Source organism: Hallella mizrahii, assembly GCF_009695775.1.
In the GTDB taxonomy this organism is placed as follows: domain Bacteria; phylum Bacteroidota; class Bacteroidia; order Bacteroidales; family Bacteroidaceae; genus Prevotella; species Prevotella mizrahii.
On the sequence record NZ_VUNG01000032.1, the window covers coordinates 15,995 to 35,895 of the forward strand.

Consider the following 19,901-nt stretch of genomic DNA (forward strand, 5'->3'; position numbering starts at 1 on the left):
GTTATTTTATTTATTTGGTGTGTCATTTTGAAGAGGAAGATCGCCATTGTACAAATCTTCTTTAAGAGACTGGAGCACCTCCAAGGCTTCCTCACGAGAAGAAACATTTTGGAAGCGTCTGTCTACCTCCTCATAGTAAGAGTTCAAGTGGTTACCAGTATGTAAAGAACCTTTGCATTCGCTATCGTGAGATGTAGGAAGAAAAATTCCATTAGCCGGATCATTACGGTCTATACCAAATTCATCCAATTTTGCTGCAGCTACAGGGGTGTTATTGCCAACAATGTGGTGAGCAGCTGAATTCTCAGGCTGATCAGTCTCCATGACCTCACAAAGATTATTCGAAAGGACAGTACTGCTATGTTCTTTGCCGAGATCTAGTTTGCCCTGATTTTCTGGTTGATTACGCCATTCTTCGAGTTTGTCATTGTCGATCGTCTGTTCATCGAAAGATAACCTTTTAACCTCATTGACTTCGGGCTTTTGCTCGACGTTCTCAGGATTCAAAGATTTAGAGGCTTCCACTTCTGGATTGATATCCTTTACTTCTTCTCTTAGCTGAGGAATTTCTCTCATTTCTGTTGAAAGCTTTTCTGTGGCCGTAGGGGACAAGTTCGCCTCAGGGGGGTTATTGATTCCTTCTTCTATACTATTTACATCTTTGTTAAATTCGGTGACATTGTCCAATGACGTTGTAGAACGTTTTAGAGTTGGTTCTGTATAAGCATTATCCGAAACCGCCTTTTCTAGATTGATGCCCTCTGTGCCTTTGAGCAATGGTTGTTCTTGTTCAGGCAGAACTTCATTCGATCTGTTTTCCAAGGAAGATATCGACGTGTTAACGAAATCGCCCTTTGGCTTGTCTAAGTCTAACGAAGGTTCTAATTTGGGATTTACAAAATCTCCTTCTGGCTTCTTTACTTCCAATGTAGTTTCCGACGTCGGAGCAACGAAATCGCCCACAGGTCTATTTATCTCAGGTTCATCGTCAGGGAAAGGGTCAACGAAAACTTCTCCACCAAGAGGAGACTTAACTTCAGGCGCATCGCTTAGGAATGGATCTGCGAAGACTTCTCCACCAAGAGGAGACTTAACTTCAGGCGCATCGCTTGGGAATGGATCTGCGAAGACTTCTCTGCCAAGAGGGGACTTTATTTCCGACGCATCACTTGGGAATGGGTCAGCGAAGATGACTTCATCGGCATGGCTCAAATCCATATGACTATCAACACTCTTTCCAGATAAAGAAAATTCTTCGGTCCTATCTCCAATTTCAACTCCTGACTTTTTCCCAGATGTGGCTACCTCTTCCTTAGAAACATTCTTAGACGATGAAGCAAGATTTATCGTAGCTGCAATCTGGTCTTGACCCTCAGATTCAGCTACGTCTTTTGCCTTTCGCGAGATATTGATAGCTCTGCCGACATCTTTTACCTTCTTTGCAGCTTCAGCTCCTTCTTTAGCCAGTTCAGCTGCTTTTTCTGCTGTTATTAATGGTTCCATTTTGATTTATTTAAGAACGTAGCTCTCCATTCATTGTAGCGGGCGTTCATTCTGACGTAACACTGTTCTATACTGTAAATGGTTTTGATGTCCAAGTTGCTGCCGAGTCTCTTCGAGAGGGCAACATCCATTCTCACGCGAGCCTGAGCCATAGTGGTGCAGTCATGTGTGATGTTGGAGTATACTGAATCCAAATTCAAGTATTGTCTCACCACAGATGCTCTTTCAGTGAAGTTGTAGTCCTTCCAGATTTCTAGGTTTCCCTCTTCTTTGTATTGATTATACAAATCTAGGAGAGTGAACCTGATGGAATTAGGCATGACTGACTTTTGCAGCACGTCCTCAAGGTACCCCCGAGAGACTGGCTTTTGGATGGAAGGATAGAGCAGGAAGTCGATCACGATTTCATGATACTCCCTAATCTGTTTCTTCTCGGGAGCGGACATCTTATTGTAGTAGGCTTTCTCGTCGTAGACGTATCTGTCCACTTTACATTGAACAGGCTCTTCCCATGAATTCTGATAGACGATGGCCTCGCCTTGCTTCTGTCTAGCGATCTCTTCTATTTGCTCTTCACTAAGAGACATGGACAAGCCTGCAGCTTTTCGGTCTTCTGCCTCAGGTAAAGACAAAACAATCTTGGTGTTCGTATTTCTGATGGCAGCACTATCGAGAAGTGAAGGTGACTGATCCACAATGAAGAAAGACTCACCATAGGTTCTCATCTCTGCTATGCTGTTGGTGATCATCTCTACAGACTTGCCTGCTACATTAGCGGTTTCTGTGGACTGAGAGGTCGACACTTTCCTGAGAAGATTATGTGCCTCTTCAAGAACCATGACATGTCGCAAGCCTCTGTTCATACCTCCCTCTGCCATTCTGAATTCGTTCAGTTTGGTAATGAGAAAGCCCATAATGAGTGCGTTCGTCTCGGAAGAGCCTGTACGACTGAGGTCAACAATGACATTCTTGTTGAACAAATCTTCATTAGACAAACTGTCTCTGTTGAAGATTCTGTCGAATATTCCTTCGCAAAGATCTTGAAGCCTCTTTTCCAGAGCGCCTTTGTAGTCGCCTTTTGTCTCAGGAGAATAATCAGAGTGGTCGAGGTAGTCCTTCAGACAAACTACGACATCCTCCATGGAAGGGAAGATAGGCTTTCCCAGCTTGTTGGTTGAGGTGTCCATATCCCATCCGCATTTCTCATAGGCAGTTATGATGGAATGCTTCAAAATGGAAGGCATAGCTGCATAAAGAGACCAGCAAGCATTGAAAATGCTCACAATCCGCTCTATATGCTCCAGCACTTCTATGTGCTTGTATGGGAATTCGAAAGGATTTATCTTCAACACTTGGCCAACTTTATGCGTATGGCTGTAGACAGTGACGTCAGGCAAGTTGCCAAAAACGTTCTTGTATTCACCCTTTGCTGGTTCAATGACCATGAACGTTTTGCCATTGTCTCTGAGCTGGCTCAAAAGAAGATACATGGTGTTTGACTTTCCGCTACCTGTGGAACCTGTCACGAATACGTGCTTAGTGAGTTCGTCCACATCAAGTTCGACAGGTGTTGTCGATTTTAATCTCAAATGAGAAACATAGCCTAGTTGTAAAGTTTCTGAAGGCTTCTTGTTGGAAAAGACATTTCTGGCGAAAGTGGCTCTTTCTTCTACGATCACACCAGGAACGCTGGTTTGAGGGAGAGAGAGGTGTATGGCCAATTCTTTGCTGTTGACGACAGAGGCAGCAGAAATGGGCAATGTGTTATAATTGAAACGAGGGTGAATTTCGTTAGTTAAATACTTGAGTATCTTATTGGCATCACTATCATTCCAAGTGTTGATGGCGCAACTCTCCAAACTGCTGTCTTCTCCAATGATGGTTCCTCTATAGATGTTGGCCAAAACTTGAGCAGTGGTGCTGTCGTTAGCAACAAAATAAGTAGCGACAGACCACAAACCGAACGGAATGCCGTTTTGAAGACGCTCTATCTGCTTGTCGAGGATGGCCAAATAGAATTTCGCAGACCTGTTCTTGTAGGTAATTTGTTCTGACAAGCCCTTGGTAGAACTGTCACTGGTTTCGTTAGAAGTAGAATCTCCCTTAGTTGTATTTTTATTAGTTCCATGTTGATTCGCTTCTGAATTAGAGTAATTGCTTCCATAGCTCGTTGATCTGCTATTGGTTTCACTGTAACTAGTACCGTTGCTCGTTTCACCTCCAACTAAGCCATGCCAAAGAGATGTAAATAGATTTCTACTATGGTTGCTGCTTGTTCCTTTTGATATTGACGTACCTTCAGTTGTCGTTTTAGAAGTTCCCTCAGTGTGAGTAATGGTTTGTGAAAGAGATTCTCCAATAGATTCTGAGAAGTTCTGAGACAATGTTTCAGAAACGCTATGACTTTGGTTTTCATTATACGTCAACTGGATATTCTCTGCCGGAGATAAGTTAGTGTACAAGCTGTTAAAAGCACTCATCATAGAGGTTGCCTCTTCATTACTGACCTTCTCTGCAATGAAGAAAACCCTAAACCTGCCTATTCCTGCCGTTGCGTTAATCAGACGCTCCAGGCCCTGAACAAAATGTTCTTTCTTATCATCTCTTAATGACGCTACAGCCGAAACGGATGAAACAGAAGGGCGATCAAATGGTATGTTTCTGATTACATCGTCATTGACGTACTCAAAAGTCATGCCCGGAAAGTAACCTTTTATTCCCGACTCCAAAATCTTGCCAGAAATTTTTTTGTTGCCTTCCATGTCTCTGGCTCCTAAGTATAGTTCCAAGTCTTGTCCCTTTTGCTTATTTAAGACAAGGACTACGTTTCGAGCCGTCTTGTGTAGGGACATATATAGCATGGAGAGCTTATCTGTGAAATAAGTATCTTTCTCCTTGACAATCTTCGTGATGCGAAACCATCGGAAATCTGAATATTTCTTACTTTCATCCATTGGTATAACCTCGCAATTATCAAGTAATTGCAAGTAGTTACGAGTCACGACATTGTCAAAGAGCTCTTGATTGGCCGATACCAGTTTCTGAGAACTCTGGACTACATTGTCCTTCCCCTCATTTCCACTCCGGATGATGCCATTGTGATATTTTGACAAATCAGTTTTACTCATAGTGCCTTACTCTACGTTGAAAGATGCAAGAATCTTGTCAGACTGCTTTTCAGCTTGAGACAGCCATTCTTTAAGATCCGCGATAATGCCATTCGTCATCTTATCGCGAGTTTGCTTAACTTGAATCTCGTATTGCTGAAGTTTGAATTGGTAATCACGCTCTTTCTTATTGACATTTCTCTTGTAGGATGCTGCTGAAAGCCCAGCGGTTAACAATGCTGCAGCAACAGCTAACCAGCTCTTGGAGAAAATTGCCAAGGCAACAACAATGATTGCTCCAGCCCCGGCAACTACTGCCGGCTCCTTGAGATTCCCTTCTGAATCCATTGTGGGCTTGACAGGAATCTCTGACAGTCTTGATTGCTGGATGACTATCTTATTTTGGGCAATCCATTGCTTCATTTGGGCGCGGTAGCCGTCGTGAAAATCCATGAAATCATTGAATTTTCCTTCGTCTTGAATCTTAAATTCACCTTTAGTATAGAAATTATCTACGCTAAAGTAGTATTCCTCAAGTACCGCCATGGCAACTTGTTTCGTCCTTACGGCAAACTTTTTGAGACTGTCTTCATTGACTTCGTCCAGGTACTCTTTCTCTAGTTTTCTAACGTCCTTTTCCAGACGAAAGAGATTCATTTGGAATTTATTGATATTTGAATCCATATTCATCTGCAGTTTTAAGTAACTTCTTTGCAGCTCGATGGGAGCATTCTATCTTTTCATCAGTATCCTTATTAAAGGCCTCTGTATGATCTCTTTGCTCTATTAAAGATTGATAATGAGCCTTCTGATCTTTCAATTTAGAGTCTAGGTCATCTGTTATTTCCTTGCGAAAATTGGTGACCTTCTCTTCAAGTTGAGTCTTGAACAAATCTTTCTGAGCTCTTGCTCTTTTTAGAGCTAAAGCCTTAAAGTTTCTCAGTTTCTGTTCCTTGTTAATTCTTGTTCCATATTTGGCGGGAATTCTTTCATCTGGATCGCATGTATGAGTTATAGTCCTTCCCGGTTCTATTATATACTTCTCCTTACTGTATTGTTCAGCTTGACGCTCTAGGTAATCATAATCTATTTGCGAAAAGACATATGAAGAGGATCCCTGAAATGAATCAGACATTCCTTTAAACTGCTCCTTGAGGTCGTCGAAAATTGATCTTTCTATTTTTTGAACTTCATCAAATAAGTTCGTGATAGCAGTCCTTATCAGAACCTCAGAACTTAATCTTTCAATAGATTCGAAGCAGTCCTCAATGAAGTCAAATTTTTTATTTATAGAATCCATTCTTATTTTCTCGTCAACATCTTGAATGATCTGATTTAATTTCGTTCGAGCAGAGGTAATTTCGGCAAGAGCCTTTTCGATGGAAGAAAATTTTCCATTGACTTTATCCTTATCATCGTTTAATTGGCATACTATACCATCATAATCTCCGGCAATGAGTAGCACTAAGTCATGAAAGACTTTTGTCTTCTCTTCGCGAGCAAATTGGTTGATTTCCTTCTTCAAATCATCAAAGTGCGCTATCTCGTTCAAGCGGCGGAGCAAAGTTTCCTGGTTTACGCTCTCACCTTTATCTTCGAGGTCGTAACGAGCATCATCAATGATAAGCTTTATGGCACGCCATTCTTCTCTTGTCCAGCTTACAGGTTTAGGCTCTTTTGAAATGTATTCCAGGTCGACATCATTGCCGAATTCACTTAGGAACAAATAAAGGAGACTGTCAGCGTAGGTGACCAAGTGAATTTTATCACCGTAGTTGCTGGTTATAGTATTTAATTTTTCGTCCTTATGACTTTTGAATTTATCATCAGCACTATGTGTAAGGACAAAGAACAATCTTTCTCTATCAGAAATAGTGAACGACTCCAGTTGACGATTAACGAAAGCACGGTCTTCTGTGTAGTCCAATGTTTGTTCACCATCTTGCAAGAAGATGATGGCATCTACCTTTCTTGAACCATCTTCCTGCTCCTCCGCAAGAAGTTGTTTGGTCTTTTCTTCGATGCCGCCTATAGCACCGATGCCCGGAGTGTCTATCACTCTCCATCCTTTCAATTCATCATTGAACGGATATTTAATTTCTACCTTGACGGCTATGTCCTTTTTGCCTCTTCCTTGAACATAAGCCTTCAGAAGCTTCTCCTGAATTCTTGTATTTGTTTCTTCTTCCAGTTGCTTACGAGCAGCCCAGATCTTGGCAAAGTCAAAACCTCCCAATATCATATCATCGATATTGTTTATAGGAAGTTCATGATATTCGTCTGGTATAGAAACATATTTTTTTACCTGGCCGACGATATCGTCACCTTTGATAATCTGTTTGTGATGGTCGCCAAACTCGATAGTTGCCTCAGGTGTATCACCATACTCTATGTAGGTGATGCCGGAAGTCGTTTGGTCATGACCTGTAGGCAACAGGTCTTTGCAGCCCAAAAGGGCATTGATGAAAGTAGATTTGCCAGAGCTTACTTTGCCTACAACAGCCAAAGTAAAATATCCTTGGAGGAACGGCTTTGCTTTCCTTTCGATTGTTTTGCTGTGCCACCCAGTCTTAGGAATCCCACAGAACTTCATGACGTCTCTGTAGTCCTCCACTAGAGTTTTCACAGTGCTACTTAATTTCGCGAATTCATTATCCATAATAAATCTTGATGTGAAAATATTTTGAGGTAGTTCTATTTAAGATATTCTTTACTCAGTTAATCCTCTTTATCTCCTATACCAGCCACGCCTTTGTTGTTCGAGTAGTAGAGTCCCATGCTGGTGTTGGCTAGAAGGTAGCGGCCATCGGACTGCAGGTTGAGGAAATCGCCATAGAAACTGTTAGTGCATCGGGAAGACCAACTGCGGCCCCAGTTATTTGAGACATAGATGCCTTTGGAAGTGGCGGCAATGATCTCGCGGTCTACCTCAAGAAGGTCGCGGAACTTGCCATAGCTCGTGGCATTGGTGCAACGGGGAGCCCAGGAGGTGCCCCCGTTTTCGGAACTCTCTATGTAGTTCTTCTGAGTGTTGATGCGGAGAAACTCACCATGTGAGAACGGCCCTCCGCTGGTCTTGATCATCTGTGGCATAGGCCAAGTTTTTTAGTTCATCCTGTTAAATCAGGTTCTTCTGGTTGAATCAGGTTGTTAGTTTAAAGCAAAACGGTGTGAACTCTGCCGTCCACAATCCTGTAAGTTAGGCTCTGGTAAAACCCGTAGAAATAGGAATATGAAAGGGGAATCCACACCGTATACGCGGAATGAACCCGTCCAGACATTTCCGTTCCATCTCTACAAGTTTCCATTTACCAGATTTCAACTCACAGAACAGTACGACTGTACGCATTCACATGTTTTTTGCCTCATGATTACCCGATCTTTCAATCAGGTAATGCAAATTTAGAAAAAATCTTTTTGCTTCCAAACAATCTGGCAGAAAATGTGGGTTCCCCGTTAAAGTTTTTTAGCTTATCAGCCACTGTTATCGGACACAGCCGGAAACATGATGTATTTGTCCTTGTTCATAGTCACTCATCTTTAGTCTTCTGGCCGCAAAGGTAATAGATTGATTTGCCAAAAGTTGACATAGAGTTGGTTTATTTTGGTTCACGGAGTGGAATTTATATAGGTCGACCATTATTTAGGGCCGGCACAAGACCGGCCCCTGCATTGGCAGACCTCCTTCACCTGTACGATATCAATCCCACGTGAACGTTATTTCTTCCTCTTTTTCGTCCTTGGGATAAGTGTCGTATTCCATTTTCAGATGTATCTCCACATTGAAGTCGCGGACCCAAAGGAGATCGAAGATGGTGAAATCCATGTCAGTGAAGAGGAAATGGAAAGAATGGATGAGTTGCATGTCATCAGTCTTCTCTCGGTCCAGAAATTCATTCCAGTTGTCTGGTTCTTCACCAAGATAGAGCATCATGTTCTCAGAATCCGGTTCTTCGGTGCTGTCATAATCGAAGCCGCCACAGATCACTCCATCGTCGTACAAATCGAGGTAGTTGTCAAGTGATCCGTTGAGAATGGCCCATATCTTCTTGGCCCTCATGGTCTGAATGGGATGAATCTTGGAGTAGCGGTAACCAAGGAAGCACTTGCCGATGACTTCGAAATCTCTCTTGAAGCAGGCAGTCTTGAAGTTCTCCCCTACCTTGATAGTCTCTAGGCGCAATTTGATGAGCTGCTGCTTCATGGCCTCGTTAAAGTCAGCGAGCAGTTGCTTGTAATGCTCGTCCATCACAAACATCTTACAGCCCCCTGTGCAGTGCGAGGGGCACTATAGATAGGCCCCTGGCACTGCACAGGGGCTGTAACTTGCAGTTTGCTAAAAGATTGTTGCTCAAATATTTGGTGGATAGTTCTTTTTTTTGCTAAATTTGAACCCGAATTAAGAGATCTTTGGCTGCCTACTCTAAACGTACTCTTTACGTACTCTGAATAATTTACAATGTTATTACAGGATATGAGTTGTTGAGCGGCGAAACAGTTGATATATAGAGAGTTATGGAATTTATTTTCGAGTTCCTCTCTCACTCAATATATGAGTGAAACACGTTTATTTCGAACTTTTTATCATCACCCTTGTATGGCGGTTACGCTGTACAGGGGTGAACTTATTGATACCTCCTTTTGCCGTGCAATGGATGGCATCATTGGAAACGCCTTGCTCACGAAGTAGTCGTGCTATGTAACTGGCACGCTGCTCACTAAGTTTATCATTGATAGGTCTTGTTCCGGTGGCAGCATCTGCCGCACCGTCAACAAATACGTCAAGATTAAAGGCTTTCGCCACCTTTGCAAGGTTAATTAGGTTTTGTAGCTGAGACTCATCCGTCAGTGTGCAGGTGTTGATGCGGAAGAAGAAGTAGAACGGCACTCCAATGAGTTTATGATCCTCAGATGTTTGTCCGGCTATTGAGTCCTTGCCGTTCCAGTCCTTGTGCGCCAACCTTGCACGAAGGGAGGCAAGACCACTATACTCGCCATGTTTGGTATTGGTATTGTCGAAGGAGTCTGACGGAAGTCCACGCTGATGCAGCAAGTCATTGATAGTTTCCATGAGATACTCATTCTGCTGCCGGTATGGGTTGGCATCCACTGTTCTTTTCCATCCGACTTTACCGATGTTGACCGTTAGTCCGGCACTCAAAGTGAAGAGCTGGTCACCAAACCTCTTTGAGTTGCCTTGCCCATCGAAGTCTTGAAAGGTGTTTAGTCCAGCCAATTCCATATTCACGGACAAGCGGCGGCCAAGACGATATGCTGCCATTACTCCATAGTTGACTGTGAAGGGATGCTTGCCGTTGCCCTCATGCTTGATGATACCGCCACCGAGATATGGAGCTACTGTCCAGCGGTGGAGCCCCAGCTCGTCACTCGGATTCACTCCTACCACATTCCACAACAGCTCTGCATGAGCTGCATGATACCTTTGCTTTGCGATGTTGGCATCAATGAACTTCAAGCCGAAGCCCTGATAAGAAGCACGTACCCCGATAGATGGTGTGAACCACTTTCCGGCAGACACCTGCAGGGCTGGCTGCATACGTCCAAAGATGTCCTCGCATCCCAAGGGTGATCCTGCAAATACTGATGTTCCGGCAGAGATGCTGGCAAACCAGTTGCGTGACCATGGTGAGCCAATGACCGGTTCTTTGAGGTACGTTGGTTCCAAGGTGCTCAGCAATTCGTCGGTTTGATAGTGTTGTACGATCTTTGCCGAGTCTCTGGTTATGCCAGCAGCTGATGCTGGAAATTGCCCAGCCACAATGAAGGCGACTGCGAGCAATGCTTTCATTTTCCTCATAAGTCTTTTATCTTTCATGTCTATTTGCGTATTTAACTGATTTGTTTAACATGTCCGGGCAGCAGCTATCGTTTTCGCCCATGACCCGATGGACGCATCATTCTGTTGGCCATGGCAACACAACGGCGGGCCCACTGACGGTCATCCTCGTTGTCATCGCGTCCCCATTTCAGGTCGCTGCCGCCACTTCCACCACCGTGTCCCTCTGCGAAGGTTGTCGCATCGTTCACAAGCTGGGCGAAGAGCAGCACTCCACAATGTAGCATCTCGTTGCCCCTGTCTGCCAGGTACGCCAGATAGGAATCGTTGAATGCTGCCAGCTGTTCCGGTGGCAGGGACTCTCGGATTTGCTTGAACTCACCAATGACCATGTTGAGCATCTGCTCCTTGACCAATGTGCCACTCGATGAATAAACTGCCTTGGAGAGTTTCGACACTTCCTGTTGCAGGACGGTCTGTGAGTGCTGAACATCTTCTTTAGCCACCCGTGCCTCCTCCAGCTGCTCTTTAGCCTTCTCCAGTTTGGCGTTCTTATCTGCCAGCGAGGCTTCGACCTCAGCGATGGCCGCCAGTTTCTCGTCTATCTGCTTCTGTAGCGCGTCACGGTCTCCTGCTGTGACATTCATCTTACGCCGGAGCTCTGCCAGATCTTTCTCAAGATAGGATTTCCTCTCTTCAAGATGAGCGATCATGGAAGTCAGACCCTTTATGCGTGTCTCTGCCACTTTCAGGTTATGTGATGCTGCGGACAGTTGCTCTTCTGCTTCCGCCAGGTCAGCCTCTTTCTGCCGGGAGTCATGCTCCAGCTGACGTCGATAGTCAAACGTCTGTCTGCCACGTGACTCACGGTTGGTGAGCGATGTGCCCCGTTGCAGTCCCCACGGCTTGTTAACCTCGGATAGCTCATCGTGAAGTGCAGAGATGTGCTTCGAGTACTCCATTTTGTCCTTCCCTACGAAAACGCCCTTGAAGTCAATCTTTCCGTTCCTCACTGGTACTACGGCTGCATGCGCGTGCGGTGTCGTCTCGTCAAGGTGTACATAGAAAGAGATAACGTTCTCCTTGCCATATTTGCCACAGACGAAGTTGTAGATGTCCATCGCCCATTGTTCAATCTCCGGCTCCCGGTGGATGGCTTGGTTCTCTTTGTTGTCACCAGGTTTGATGACCACAGGCTGCTTACCAAAGGCCAGCTCTGTCATACGGTCATGCGACCCCGAGAACACGAAGTCACCTATGGTGCGGTAGCGAGGTTCAGCGAGGTTGGCATTAGGGTCTTTGATGCCTCTTCCTGCCAGGTTCTCTGCCAGCCGTTGTCCGATGGACTTGCTCTTGTCAATGGGTTGTATCTTGCCACCGACAATCTCAAAGTTAAGATGCTCCCGTGAGCGGTCAAAGTTACCTTTGGCGAGTGCCATGTTCCAGGCTTTCTCGCTCCATGCCCGCTGATGCTCACGGCTCTGTCCTGCGGACATACCCTTGCGTCCCTTGAAGTTGAGGGACTGATATTGTATTGCCATATTCGTTGTTTGTTAAATTGAGGGAAAAGGAAAGGCGTGATATGGATGTCTTTCCATGCGTGTCCGACATGGTTTTGCTGCTTGGATGCTCCAGAAACTATTCTGTCAACCTCCACATCACGCACGACCTATTCCCCTTAGTTCAGCCGACACACGTGACCTCCCATGACGATACGGCTTTTTATCATTGTTAGAAGAGGGGGATGCTTTAGCCCATGCGAAGCTCTGTTCACCCAAGCCGATGTCACCCAGCTTGCTGCCCTGATTGGTGGACATCAGACCAAGGAACGTTAGTGACGCGGGTAATGTGTTACCCCTCTTCAAAAACGGTGGCACTGGGCAAGCCCCTTCGAAGTGTCCCAAGGCCATCCGTTTTTACCGCTCTGCCACCGGGCGAAGTCCTGGTGGCGTTTCCATGAGAGACACAACATGTCGTCTTGAACGATTCTGTTGCATTATAATGAGAATATCCCAGAGGCTATAAATGACCTTCTGCGTCTGCGTCAGCTGCCTTGGCTATAAAGCCGATAGAGTCGGAAGCGTCAGCCTTAAAACCGTTCTCAGAAGAGGTTTCATCCTGCCCGTCGGCATCAGCCTGTTCGGGATTGTTCAAAGGTCCAGAAAGATCATCTGAGGGGAGAGCAGCGGGGAGAGGAACCGAAACGTCGTTGCTGTCGGCATGCCCGGCTTGAGAAGCACTTCTACGACCAGCCGCCTTTTCTGCCAACTCTCTGAAGATGTCACCCCGTTCTTCACTATCCAAGTGCATGGACTCCACGAGCTGGTCGAGTGCCACCTCTGTTTTATTGAACAGGAGGGCGAGAAACGCCTTCCAGTTGCCATCAAGGTAGCCATCGAAAAAATCCACTGCACGTTTGTCAATGAGGGAAAAGTCACAACCAATTTTCTTAGATGCCCGGAGCTCTCCCGGGTAACTGGCTATGATGGACTCGATGGCATAATGTACAGCTAACCTTGTGATGTCCTCCAATTGCTTCTTAGTATAGCCGGAGACCATGCTGCCAGCAAGCATCTCCTTGGTCCCACGCTCAATCTGTCCAATGAGACGGATGATCTGTGAGGATGAAAGCTTGCCATCAGCCCAGCTGTACATCGCATACTTAACCATGGCCTCGAAGCTGCTGCTTATTGCGACGCTGGGATTGACGGTCACCACCAGCCTTGTCATCGTACAAAGAATCCCTTTGAGATGCTCTTCGATGACGATGCAACCGAACTCAGTGAGCTTTGCGAGGAAGTCGCGGACTGTGGCCCGATGCCAGTGCCAGTCAGCAGCGAGCTCTGTCTTCGTGATGAAGAACTGTCCATCGCCAATGGCAGGAATCCACTTGGCGTCGATGTTCTGTGGACGATAGTTCGTGCACGCCTTGTCCAGCATGTAGAGGTAAGCCTCGAAACGTGAGAACCGATCTCGTGAATGCTCTTGCAGGTAGCGGAAGAAGTCCATGCTGCCATGGACTATGGCAAGATTGGTCTTTACCGATGAGTTATCATTGTTATTTCCTTTACGCATATTATTTAGTCTGAAATGTAAATGGAAGAAATTCGGAATGGTGAGGATATGAGGAAAAGACAGTCTTCCATGCCAGGGCCAGTGACATGGGAGACAGGTCATCTGTCGAAATACATCTCAACCAATTTGTCCGGGCATTGGTTGTAGAAATGAATATTTGTCAGAGTCTGGAACTTTCCTATTGCCTCATGCGACGGATAGAAGATTGCTGCCACCCAAAAAAGATAGAGACTCGCAGCAAACGAGAGCATGTGTGGGGTGAACAGTGCGGATAGTGAAAGTACCATGAAGAAGAACTGTTGCTGTCGGCTGCCACGGATGGCCGTTAGCAAGGGTTGTCTAATTCGATGGATAAGTAATGGAATGGAGACTGCCAGTGTCAATACGCCATAGGACAAATTTTGCGTCAGTCTTATGTAAATCATGTTGACCGTTGCGATGCCAAGGGCGAATAGGACACCATAGAGCATCCTGAACACCTGATGTCCGCACATGGCATAACAGAATCGCTGGCAGATGCTCCATTTGCGTCTGTAGAACACGCTGGCAAGGAATGGCAGCAAAAGTATATAAGCTGCCAGTTGCATGATACGGGCAGTAGCGCTGATGATTCTTTTGATGTTTGTCATTGTGGATGGTTTGTTGATGGGTTTGTTCTGTTGTTCCTGGTATGACATGAAAAGGCAGGCGGCGTATAGTCATCGTCCACCATGTCAAGTCTGATGATGCCGTAGCTTGCACGGTTAACAAGGATTTCCACATCTTCCTTTGTCAGCGTACCCTCATGGCACCGACGATGCAGACTTGGATCTTCTCTGAGCATGATGGACAATACTTGGTCAAGGTCAGCCTCACTTACATGCCACTTGTGCCCCAGATAATATAGTCCGCGGGACCGCGTCACTTCCAGTGTAAGATGACGGCATGTGGTCATCATCAGGTGTCCATCACGGACAAAGGCATAAGCATGGTGCTGAGTTATGTCAGTCACCCTTATCCAATAGCAATGTGCTGTGATGATTTGTGCCATCACTTCGAGTAGTTCTGTTCTCATGTTAGGTGTCAGTAGAATAGTTTGATAAGTTCGGCTTCGCCCATTTCGTATCGCATGCCACCGGCCTTGTGGTGCATCTGCAGTTCAAGACGCAGCGTACCACGCATGACCTCAATGCTCTCGAAGACGCATACCGTAATGGTGTCGACAATGCCGTCGTCGCCTGCTGTGGCGTTGAATTTGTACATCCGGCCGTTGTTTGGTTTGCTGAACGCACAGCAGCACTGCCACCCACGAAGGCCTTCACTGACCACCCGATGATAGAGCAGTGTCAGGTTAGCCTGCTCCTCCAGCTGGTCGGCCACCTCTGCAATAGTAAGTTGTTTCGATGGGTGAAAGGTTAGTTGGGCATAGTCGTCATAGACGACGGGATCCTCCATGGTCTTCCTCGGCAGGAGGTCAGGCAACTGTGTTGGCATGATGGAGAGAAACTCACTCATAAATCGTAGTAACATCATTTTCGGTTTAGGTTAATAATGGGGTAATGGGGATTTAACTCTATGGGATTACAAGGATGAAATGTATATCTTCACTATTAGTCCGGGCAGAGCTTCTACATGTTCACGCTCCTGCTTCGAAGAGCTGGCGAGACGTGGCAGCATTGATGACGCATCCTTGGCTATTTGGACGAAGACTATTTTTTGCTCTTCTGTAAGCACAGCCATGCCGAAGTCATTGATGACAGAGAAAGGCTGTATGACCATCCATAGATATGCCTGCCGCTGGTCAGCGGTCTTCACCTTGGAAGCCTTGATGTCCATGAGGCATCCTTGTGCACAGGCAAGCAACCGCCGGTTGGTTCGCATGGTGAGGAAAAGAAAGAGCTCGTTTGAGGAGATTGTTCCCCCGGCTTTTTCACGGGACACCCTGGCATAGATATGCTCCGTTGATTTTGTGATGTCCGTGACAGACTTGCCATCCATCTCCGAAATATGCGTGACGAACGAGCGGTACAGCCGGTCTTCCTCTCTGAGGAAAGAAAGGAACTGCTCCTTGTTGTGTATGCCACGCTTCTCGACAGCAAATAGATAACGCTGGTACCGGTCAGTCAGCTGTCTGCTGTCTTCGTGATATATGCTTACACTGTCCAGTGAAAGAAAAAATGGCGTGACGGTTTTCATTGCCTCCTTGATCTTCAGCTCACGGGTAAGGCGATTGGCTTCTGTCTTAAGAATCAATACATCCTGCAAGTTACGTGGCCTGGCAATGGCGCGATTGAGAAACTCATCCCGTACTGAGGCATGCAGGTTGTGTACAGTTTCATTGGAAAAGAGGTGGGGATTCCGTGCGGCTGCCGTGTCGCGGAGGATCACCACCATCACAGAGTCCTCAAGCTCCTGCCATGTGGCGATGTCCTTAGCAATGGCCGTCATCTTATCATCACTTGCATTGCGCATTTCCTTGTAGAACTCACGGTAGCAGTTGATACCTTCCTGGGCAGTACTGAAATGGTATCGCTGCTTGTCTGCACCACAGGAGGTCAGTGTAAGACTAATGGAGCCCATGAGCATGATGACAAAAACGGCCAGACAGCCATGTGAAACGCCTCTCCCCTTACCTTTATAATATAAGTAGGGAGACGCACTTCCACATTTCTGCCCGGCCCTGACGGTTTTGAAAGGTTGTTTTACAGATTGAAAGGTTCATAGAATATCATTTTATACTTTGTCAGCGTACTGGATTTGTTCCTTTTGCCACCATAAAGGTAATGTGATTTGTTTGTAATTTAGCAAGCGAAAATCCGGCATTAATATTTCTTTCGATTCTGAAAACATAACAAAACATAAAACCACACAATATGACAAAAAGACAACGGTAAGGTCTTGTTATTTCGTAAATAATTTGTTGATTATCATTGTTTTCAGAAGAAATATCAGTATCTTTGTAGAGTATCAAAACACATCAACAAATAAGACTATGGCAAAGATCGGTTACCTGTACCGTGCGGAAGAGGACAACACTTTCGATGAAGTGAAAGAATGGATGGATGAATATGGCTGCGTCCGGGTGATGATAGAGGAGCCCTCGGACGAGAAACTGCGCCCAAGGTGGAAACAACTTTTGGAACTTCTTGAGCGGGGTGACGAACTTGTCGTAGGCAAGTTCAGTAATGCCGTGCGCTCTACTATTGACCTGTCTAATCTGATTGAATACTGTCGTGTAAAGGTTGTGAGACTTATCTCCATTGGAGACCGCATCGACTCTGAGGGAACATTGTTCCCACAAACCAGTGCAGCACATGTGCTGAATGTCCTGGGAGCACTACCGGAAGAGACGGCAGCGCTCAGACAGCAGAAAGCGCATATCATCCGTCTTCAAAATGCAGCCAAAGCCCGGGTACTCAATGTGTCTTCCAAATCACACCGTGAGCAGACTGTCGTCAACATGTACCACCAAGGCCATGCCATCGACGACATCTGGAAGGCGAGCGGCTATTCAAGCAGGGCTTCGGTCTTCCGCGTTCTCAACCGGCATGGCGTGACGCTGAACAGAGGCAAGTTCAGTGGACCGTTGGGGCCGAGAAAGAAGAAGGATTGATTTTGTCTACAAAAAGGGGGGTAGTACAAAGCTACTGCAAACATTTTGGTATTTTCTAATGTTTCCGAGATTTGAATTTTGGTATTTTCTGATAATTTGGCAATTTAAATTTTGGTATTTTCTGATATTTTCGGCAAAGACATTTGCGTAACTCAAGGAAACATGCTAAATTTGCGTCCAAAAGCAATAGGTTTTAAATAAGATGGAACGGATATTCAAACGAAAGCTTTACGACCGTCTTTTGGAATGGAAGCGGTCGCAAAATGGCAAGACGGCCATCTTGGTGGAAGGGGCGCGTCGTGTGGGTAAGTCCACTCTCGTCAAACAGTTTGCCAAGAACGAGTATGAGTCGTATATTCTCATTGACTTCAACGAGGCTTCCAAAGAGGTGAAGGCCTTGTTTGATGATTTGATGGACATGGATTTCATTTTCTTGCAGCTCCAGTCCATCTATCATGTGGTTCTTAAGGAGCGTAAGTCTGTGATCGTGTTTGACGAGGTGCAGAACTGTCCTCTTGCACGTCAGGCCATCAAATATCTGGTGAAGGACGGCCGGTATGACTACATAGAGACAGGCTCACTTATCAGCATTAAAAAGAATACCAAGAGCATTACAATACCCAGTGAGGAAGAACGGGTCACACTATATCCAATGGACTACGAAGAGTTCCGCTGGGCAATGGGTGACACTGCGACGATGCCGCTGCTTCACACTTTCTTCGAAAAGCGATTGCCGTTGGCCGCTGCCCACCGGCAGAAAATGCGCGAGTTCCGGCTTTACATGCTTGTCGGCGGCATGCCTCAGGCTGTGGACACCTACATAGAGACAAACAATCTCAGTATGGTGGACACGATGAAGCGCAATATCATCCGGATCTATCAGGACGATTTCCAAAAGCTTGATCCCACGGGACGGCTTGAAACTCTTTATATGGAGATTCCGTCCCAACTGAGTCAAAATAGCAATCGCTACAAGCCCTACACTGTTCTTGGCACGGTAGGTGAGGAAAAGTTGTTGGAGTTGTTGAAAGATTTGGAGGACAGCAAGACCGTTCTTTTCTCCTTCCACTCCAATGACCCCAATGTAGGCATGTCACTTACGAAGGATATTTCGAAATACAAAATATTCTGTGCTGACACGGGACTCTTCATTACATTGGCATTTTGGGATAAGGAACACACGGAGAATATCATTTATCAGAAGCTGCTGAGTGACAAACTCAGTGCTAATCTTGGCTATGTCTATGAGAACGTAGTAGCACAGATGCTGGCAACAGCAGGCAATAAGCTGTTCTACTACACATGGCCGAAAGACGCCACACACAACTATGAGATTGATTTCCTGCTATCCCGCGGGACAAAGCTTCATCCCATAGAGGTTAAATCTTCAGGTTACAATACCCATAAGTCACTTGATGAATTTTGCAAGAAGTTCTCGCAATTGATAGATAAACGATACCTTATCTACACAAAGGATCTTCAGAAGGACAAGGAGACGTTGTTGCTTCCAGTCTACATGACATCATTTGTCTGATGATGTCATGTAAATATTCAGATAAGAAATAATATGGGCCAGTCCGTTCTTGGACTGGCTTTCTTGTTCTATATAGAATACATAAGATAAAGAACTTGCAAGCTAATAAATAACTTTTATCTATCTATCATTTTTATATAAAATAATAGTGTTGCTTTATAGTTTTATTAACGTGATAAATTTGTGTATGTAAATGATTTGTAGTAAATTTGCGTTGACAAAAAGATTATTCTAATTGGACGACAAATGCAAAACAAAATCATCCTTTTCAGCAACATAAAGGGAGGTGTAGGTAAGACCACTCTGTGCTCGCTCTTTGCCAGCTATTTGGCAGAGAATGGCATCCCTGTGATCGCCATTGACGCAGACCTTCAGGCTTCACTGTTCCGTCATCGCCAGCGTGAGACCGATGCGGATCCTGACGTGCAGGCTCCTTGGAACGTGGAACTGCTCAATACGAGTGACGGCAACAACGTGGCTTCCGTCTTGGAGAAACTCAGAGAGGTACCAGGTGTTGTGTTGATTGACTGCCCCGGCAACTTGAATGACCGTAATCTGGAGATTATCTACAAAGCCGCGGATGGTGCCGTTATCCCCATGTCATTTGATGCTGACACCGTGGATGCGACAGGTATCTTCATCAAAGCCTTCAAGACAATTTCCAAAGCACAGTTGGTATTCATTCCCAACCGTATCAACCCGGCAGAGAAACGTGCCGACGAACTGCATCAACGCGCCAGTACTATAGAGTTCCTTGGTCTGGTCGGCACCGTTGTGCCACAGGTGAAACAGTGTGTAGCCGTGAAGCGATACACCACCCTCTATTCCATGGACTCCAAGCAGCGTGATGCAGTGGAGAATGCGTTTAACAAAATAATGGAAACCTTAGACATCAAGAAATAATGGCAAAGAACAACAAACCGCAGACCGCCAATCCCCTGGCAGGAATGGGACTCGACGAAATCGTCCGCTCCATGACAAACGATAGCCCCTCAGCTCAGGACGAGCAGACTGTCGAGGCTTTGGAAGAAAATAAAGTATCTGAAACCGGTGACGTGAAGGCAACGCCCAAGCGTCGTCGTGGAAGCATCAAGACATTGGAGGAGAATATCTCCAAGTACAAGGGACTCAATGAGCAGGGCTTCGCGATATGGTTGCCCAAGGAAGTGAAGAAGAAACTGGAGATCATTCGCCTTAATGCGGAGCGCACCATTCCTCTTCGTGCACTGGCATCAGCCATCATCATGACCTACATCCAGGAAAACGAGGAGAAACTCAACCAATTGTAGACGT

Annotated in this window: 17 protein-coding genes; 4 read left to right on the forward strand and 13 right to left on the reverse strand. The window is 45.6% G+C overall.

Annotation, left to right across the window (positions count from 1 at the left end; translation table 11 throughout):
* Positions 1-6: 6 nt before the first annotated feature.
* The 13 genes from FYJ73_RS11270 to FYJ73_RS11330 form a co-directional block, all read right to left on the reverse strand.
* Positions 7-1,503, reverse strand: a complete 1,497-nt coding sequence (locus tag FYJ73_RS11270) for an AHH domain-containing protein (protein WP_154534823.1) — start codon at positions 1,501-1,503, stop codon at positions 7-9.
* Entirely contained in the window at positions 1,491-4,631 is a 3,141-nt protein-coding gene (locus FYJ73_RS11275; protein WP_154534824.1) for an ATP-binding protein, read from the reverse strand. Before FYJ73_RS11275 ends, FYJ73_RS11270 begins: the two co-directional genes overlap by 13 nt.
* Before the next feature lie 6 nt (positions 4,632-4,637).
* Complete coding sequence (locus FYJ73_RS11280; protein WP_154534825.1) at positions 4,638-5,294, reverse strand: hypothetical protein; 657 nt, start codon at positions 5,292-5,294, stop codon at positions 4,638-4,640.
* Positions 5,275-7,269 (reverse strand): dynamin family protein, encoded by a 1,995-nt coding sequence (locus FYJ73_RS11285; RefSeq protein WP_154534826.1) that lies wholly within the window; start codon positions 7,267-7,269, stop codon positions 5,275-5,277. Before FYJ73_RS11285 ends, FYJ73_RS11280 begins: the two co-directional genes overlap by 20 nt.
* 59 nt (positions 7,270-7,328) lie before the next feature.
* Complete coding sequence (locus FYJ73_RS11290; protein ID WP_206081766.1) at positions 7,329-7,703, reverse strand: beta propeller repeat protein; 375 nt, start codon at positions 7,701-7,703, stop codon at positions 7,329-7,331.
* A gap of 607 nt (positions 7,704-8,310) precedes the next feature.
* Positions 8,311-8,859: a hypothetical protein gene (locus FYJ73_RS11295; RefSeq protein WP_154534827.1), complete on the reverse strand. Its 549-nt coding sequence runs from the start codon at positions 8,857-8,859 to the stop codon at positions 8,311-8,313.
* 318 nt (positions 8,860-9,177) lie between these two features.
* The gene (locus FYJ73_RS11300; protein WP_206081767.1) at positions 9,178-10,428 is read right to left on the reverse strand and encodes an OmpA family protein; all 1,251 of its coding nucleotides are present in this window, start codon (positions 10,426-10,428) and stop codon (positions 9,178-9,180) included.
* Between the two features lie 65 nt (positions 10,429-10,493).
* A complete protein-coding gene (gene mobV / locus FYJ73_RS11305; RefSeq protein ID WP_154534829.1) occupies positions 10,494-11,948 on the reverse strand; it encodes a MobV family relaxase in 1,455 nt (484 codons plus the stop codon).
* A gap of 478 nt (positions 11,949-12,426) precedes the next feature.
* Entirely contained in the window at positions 12,427-13,482 is a 1,056-nt protein-coding gene (locus FYJ73_RS11310) for a hypothetical protein (RefSeq protein ID WP_154534830.1), read from the reverse strand.
* Between the two features lie 98 nt (positions 13,483-13,580).
* Entirely contained in the window at positions 13,581-14,111 is a 531-nt protein-coding gene (locus FYJ73_RS11315) for a hypothetical protein (protein ID WP_154534831.1), read from the reverse strand.
* Positions 14,108-14,536, reverse strand: coding sequence for a hypothetical protein (locus FYJ73_RS11320; RefSeq protein WP_154534832.1), 429 nt, complete (start codon positions 14,534-14,536; stop codon positions 14,108-14,110). Before FYJ73_RS11320 ends, FYJ73_RS11315 begins: the two co-directional genes overlap by 4 nt.
* Before the next feature lie 8 nt (positions 14,537-14,544).
* On the reverse strand, positions 14,545-14,976 hold the full coding sequence (locus FYJ73_RS11325) for a hypothetical protein (RefSeq protein WP_154534833.1): 432 nt from the start codon (positions 14,974-14,976) through the stop codon (positions 14,545-14,547).
* A gap of 66 nt (positions 14,977-15,042) precedes the next feature.
* A complete protein-coding gene (locus FYJ73_RS11330) occupies positions 15,043-16,041 on the reverse strand; it encodes a hypothetical protein (protein ID WP_154534834.1) in 999 nt (332 codons plus the stop codon).
* Positions 16,042-16,453: 412 nt separating this feature from the next.
* Here FYJ73_RS11330 and FYJ73_RS11335 point away from each other — a divergent pair, with 412 nt between their 5' ends.
* From FYJ73_RS11335 to FYJ73_RS11350, 4 genes are all read left to right on the forward strand, one after another.
* Entirely contained in the window at positions 16,454-17,074 is a 621-nt protein-coding gene (locus FYJ73_RS11335) for a recombinase family protein (RefSeq protein WP_154534835.1), read from the forward strand.
* Between the two features lie 202 nt (positions 17,075-17,276).
* Positions 17,277-18,608: an ATP-binding protein gene (locus FYJ73_RS11340; RefSeq protein WP_154534836.1), complete on the forward strand. Its 1,332-nt coding sequence runs from the start codon at positions 17,277-17,279 to the stop codon at positions 18,606-18,608.
* 246 nt (positions 18,609-18,854) lie between these two features.
* Positions 18,855-19,511, forward strand: coding sequence for a ParA family protein (locus FYJ73_RS11345; RefSeq protein ID WP_154534837.1), 657 nt, complete (start codon positions 18,855-18,857; stop codon positions 19,509-19,511).
* The gene (locus FYJ73_RS11350) at positions 19,511-19,897 is read left to right on the forward strand and encodes a hypothetical protein (RefSeq protein WP_154534838.1); all 387 of its coding nucleotides are present in this window, start codon (positions 19,511-19,513) and stop codon (positions 19,895-19,897) included. The genes FYJ73_RS11345 and FYJ73_RS11350 overlap by 1 nt, the downstream gene beginning before the upstream one ends.
* Positions 19,898-19,901: the final 4 nt, after the last annotated feature.

Bases quoted from the DNA above. Each gene is read 5' to 3' on its own strand.
- FYJ73_RS11295 (WP_154534827.1), bottom strand. From the start codon at position 8,859: ATGGACGAGCATTACAAGCAACTGCTCGCTGACTTTAACGAGGCCATG.
- FYJ73_RS11340 (WP_154534836.1), top strand. From the start codon at position 17,277: ATGGAACGGATATTCAAACGAAAGCTTTACGACCGTCTTTTGGAATGG.
- FYJ73_RS11280 (WP_154534825.1), bottom strand. From the start codon at position 5,294: ATGGATTCAAATATCAATAAATTCCAAATGAATCTCTTTCGTCTGGAA.
- FYJ73_RS11345 (WP_154534837.1), top strand. From the start codon at position 18,855: ATGCAAAACAAAATCATCCTTTTCAGCAACATAAAGGGAGGTGTAGGT.
- FYJ73_RS11350 (WP_154534838.1), top strand. From the start codon at position 19,511: ATGGCAAAGAACAACAAACCGCAGACCGCCAATCCCCTGGCAGGAATG.
- FYJ73_RS11300 (WP_206081767.1), bottom strand. From the start codon at position 10,428: ATGAGGAAAATGAAAGCATTGCTCGCAGTCGCCTTCATTGTGGCTGGG.
- FYJ73_RS11315 (WP_154534831.1), bottom strand. From the start codon at position 14,111: ATGACAAACATCAAAAGAATCATCAGCGCTACTGCCCGTATCATGCAA.
- mobV (WP_154534829.1), bottom strand. From the start codon at position 11,948: ATGGCAATACAATATCAGTCCCTCAACTTCAAGGGACGCAAGGGTATG.
- FYJ73_RS11335 (WP_154534835.1), top strand. From the start codon at position 16,454: ATGGCAAAGATCGGTTACCTGTACCGTGCGGAAGAGGACAACACTTTC.
- FYJ73_RS11290 (WP_206081766.1), bottom strand. From the start codon at position 7,703: ATGCCACAGATGATCAAGACCAGCGGAGGGCCGTTCTCACATGGTGAG.
- FYJ73_RS11285 (WP_154534826.1), bottom strand. From the start codon at position 7,269: ATGGATAATGAATTCGCGAAATTAAGTAGCACTGTGAAAACTCTAGTG.
- FYJ73_RS11320 (WP_154534832.1), bottom strand. From the start codon at position 14,536: ATGAGAACAGAACTACTCGAAGTGATGGCACAAATCATCACAGCACAT.
- FYJ73_RS11275 (WP_154534824.1), bottom strand. From the start codon at position 4,631: ATGAGTAAAACTGATTTGTCAAAATATCACAATGGCATCATCCGGAGT.
- FYJ73_RS11330 (WP_154534834.1), bottom strand. From the start codon at position 16,041: ATGGGCTCCATTAGTCTTACACTGACCTCCTGTGGTGCAGACAAGCAG.
- FYJ73_RS11310 (WP_154534830.1), bottom strand. From the start codon at position 13,482: ATGCGTAAAGGAAATAACAATGATAACTCATCGGTAAAGACCAATCTT.
- FYJ73_RS11325 (WP_154534833.1), bottom strand. From the start codon at position 14,976: ATGAGTGAGTTTCTCTCCATCATGCCAACACAGTTGCCTGACCTCCTG.
- FYJ73_RS11270 (WP_154534823.1), bottom strand. From the start codon at position 1,503: ATGGAACCATTAATAACAGCAGAAAAAGCAGCTGAACTGGCTAAAGAA.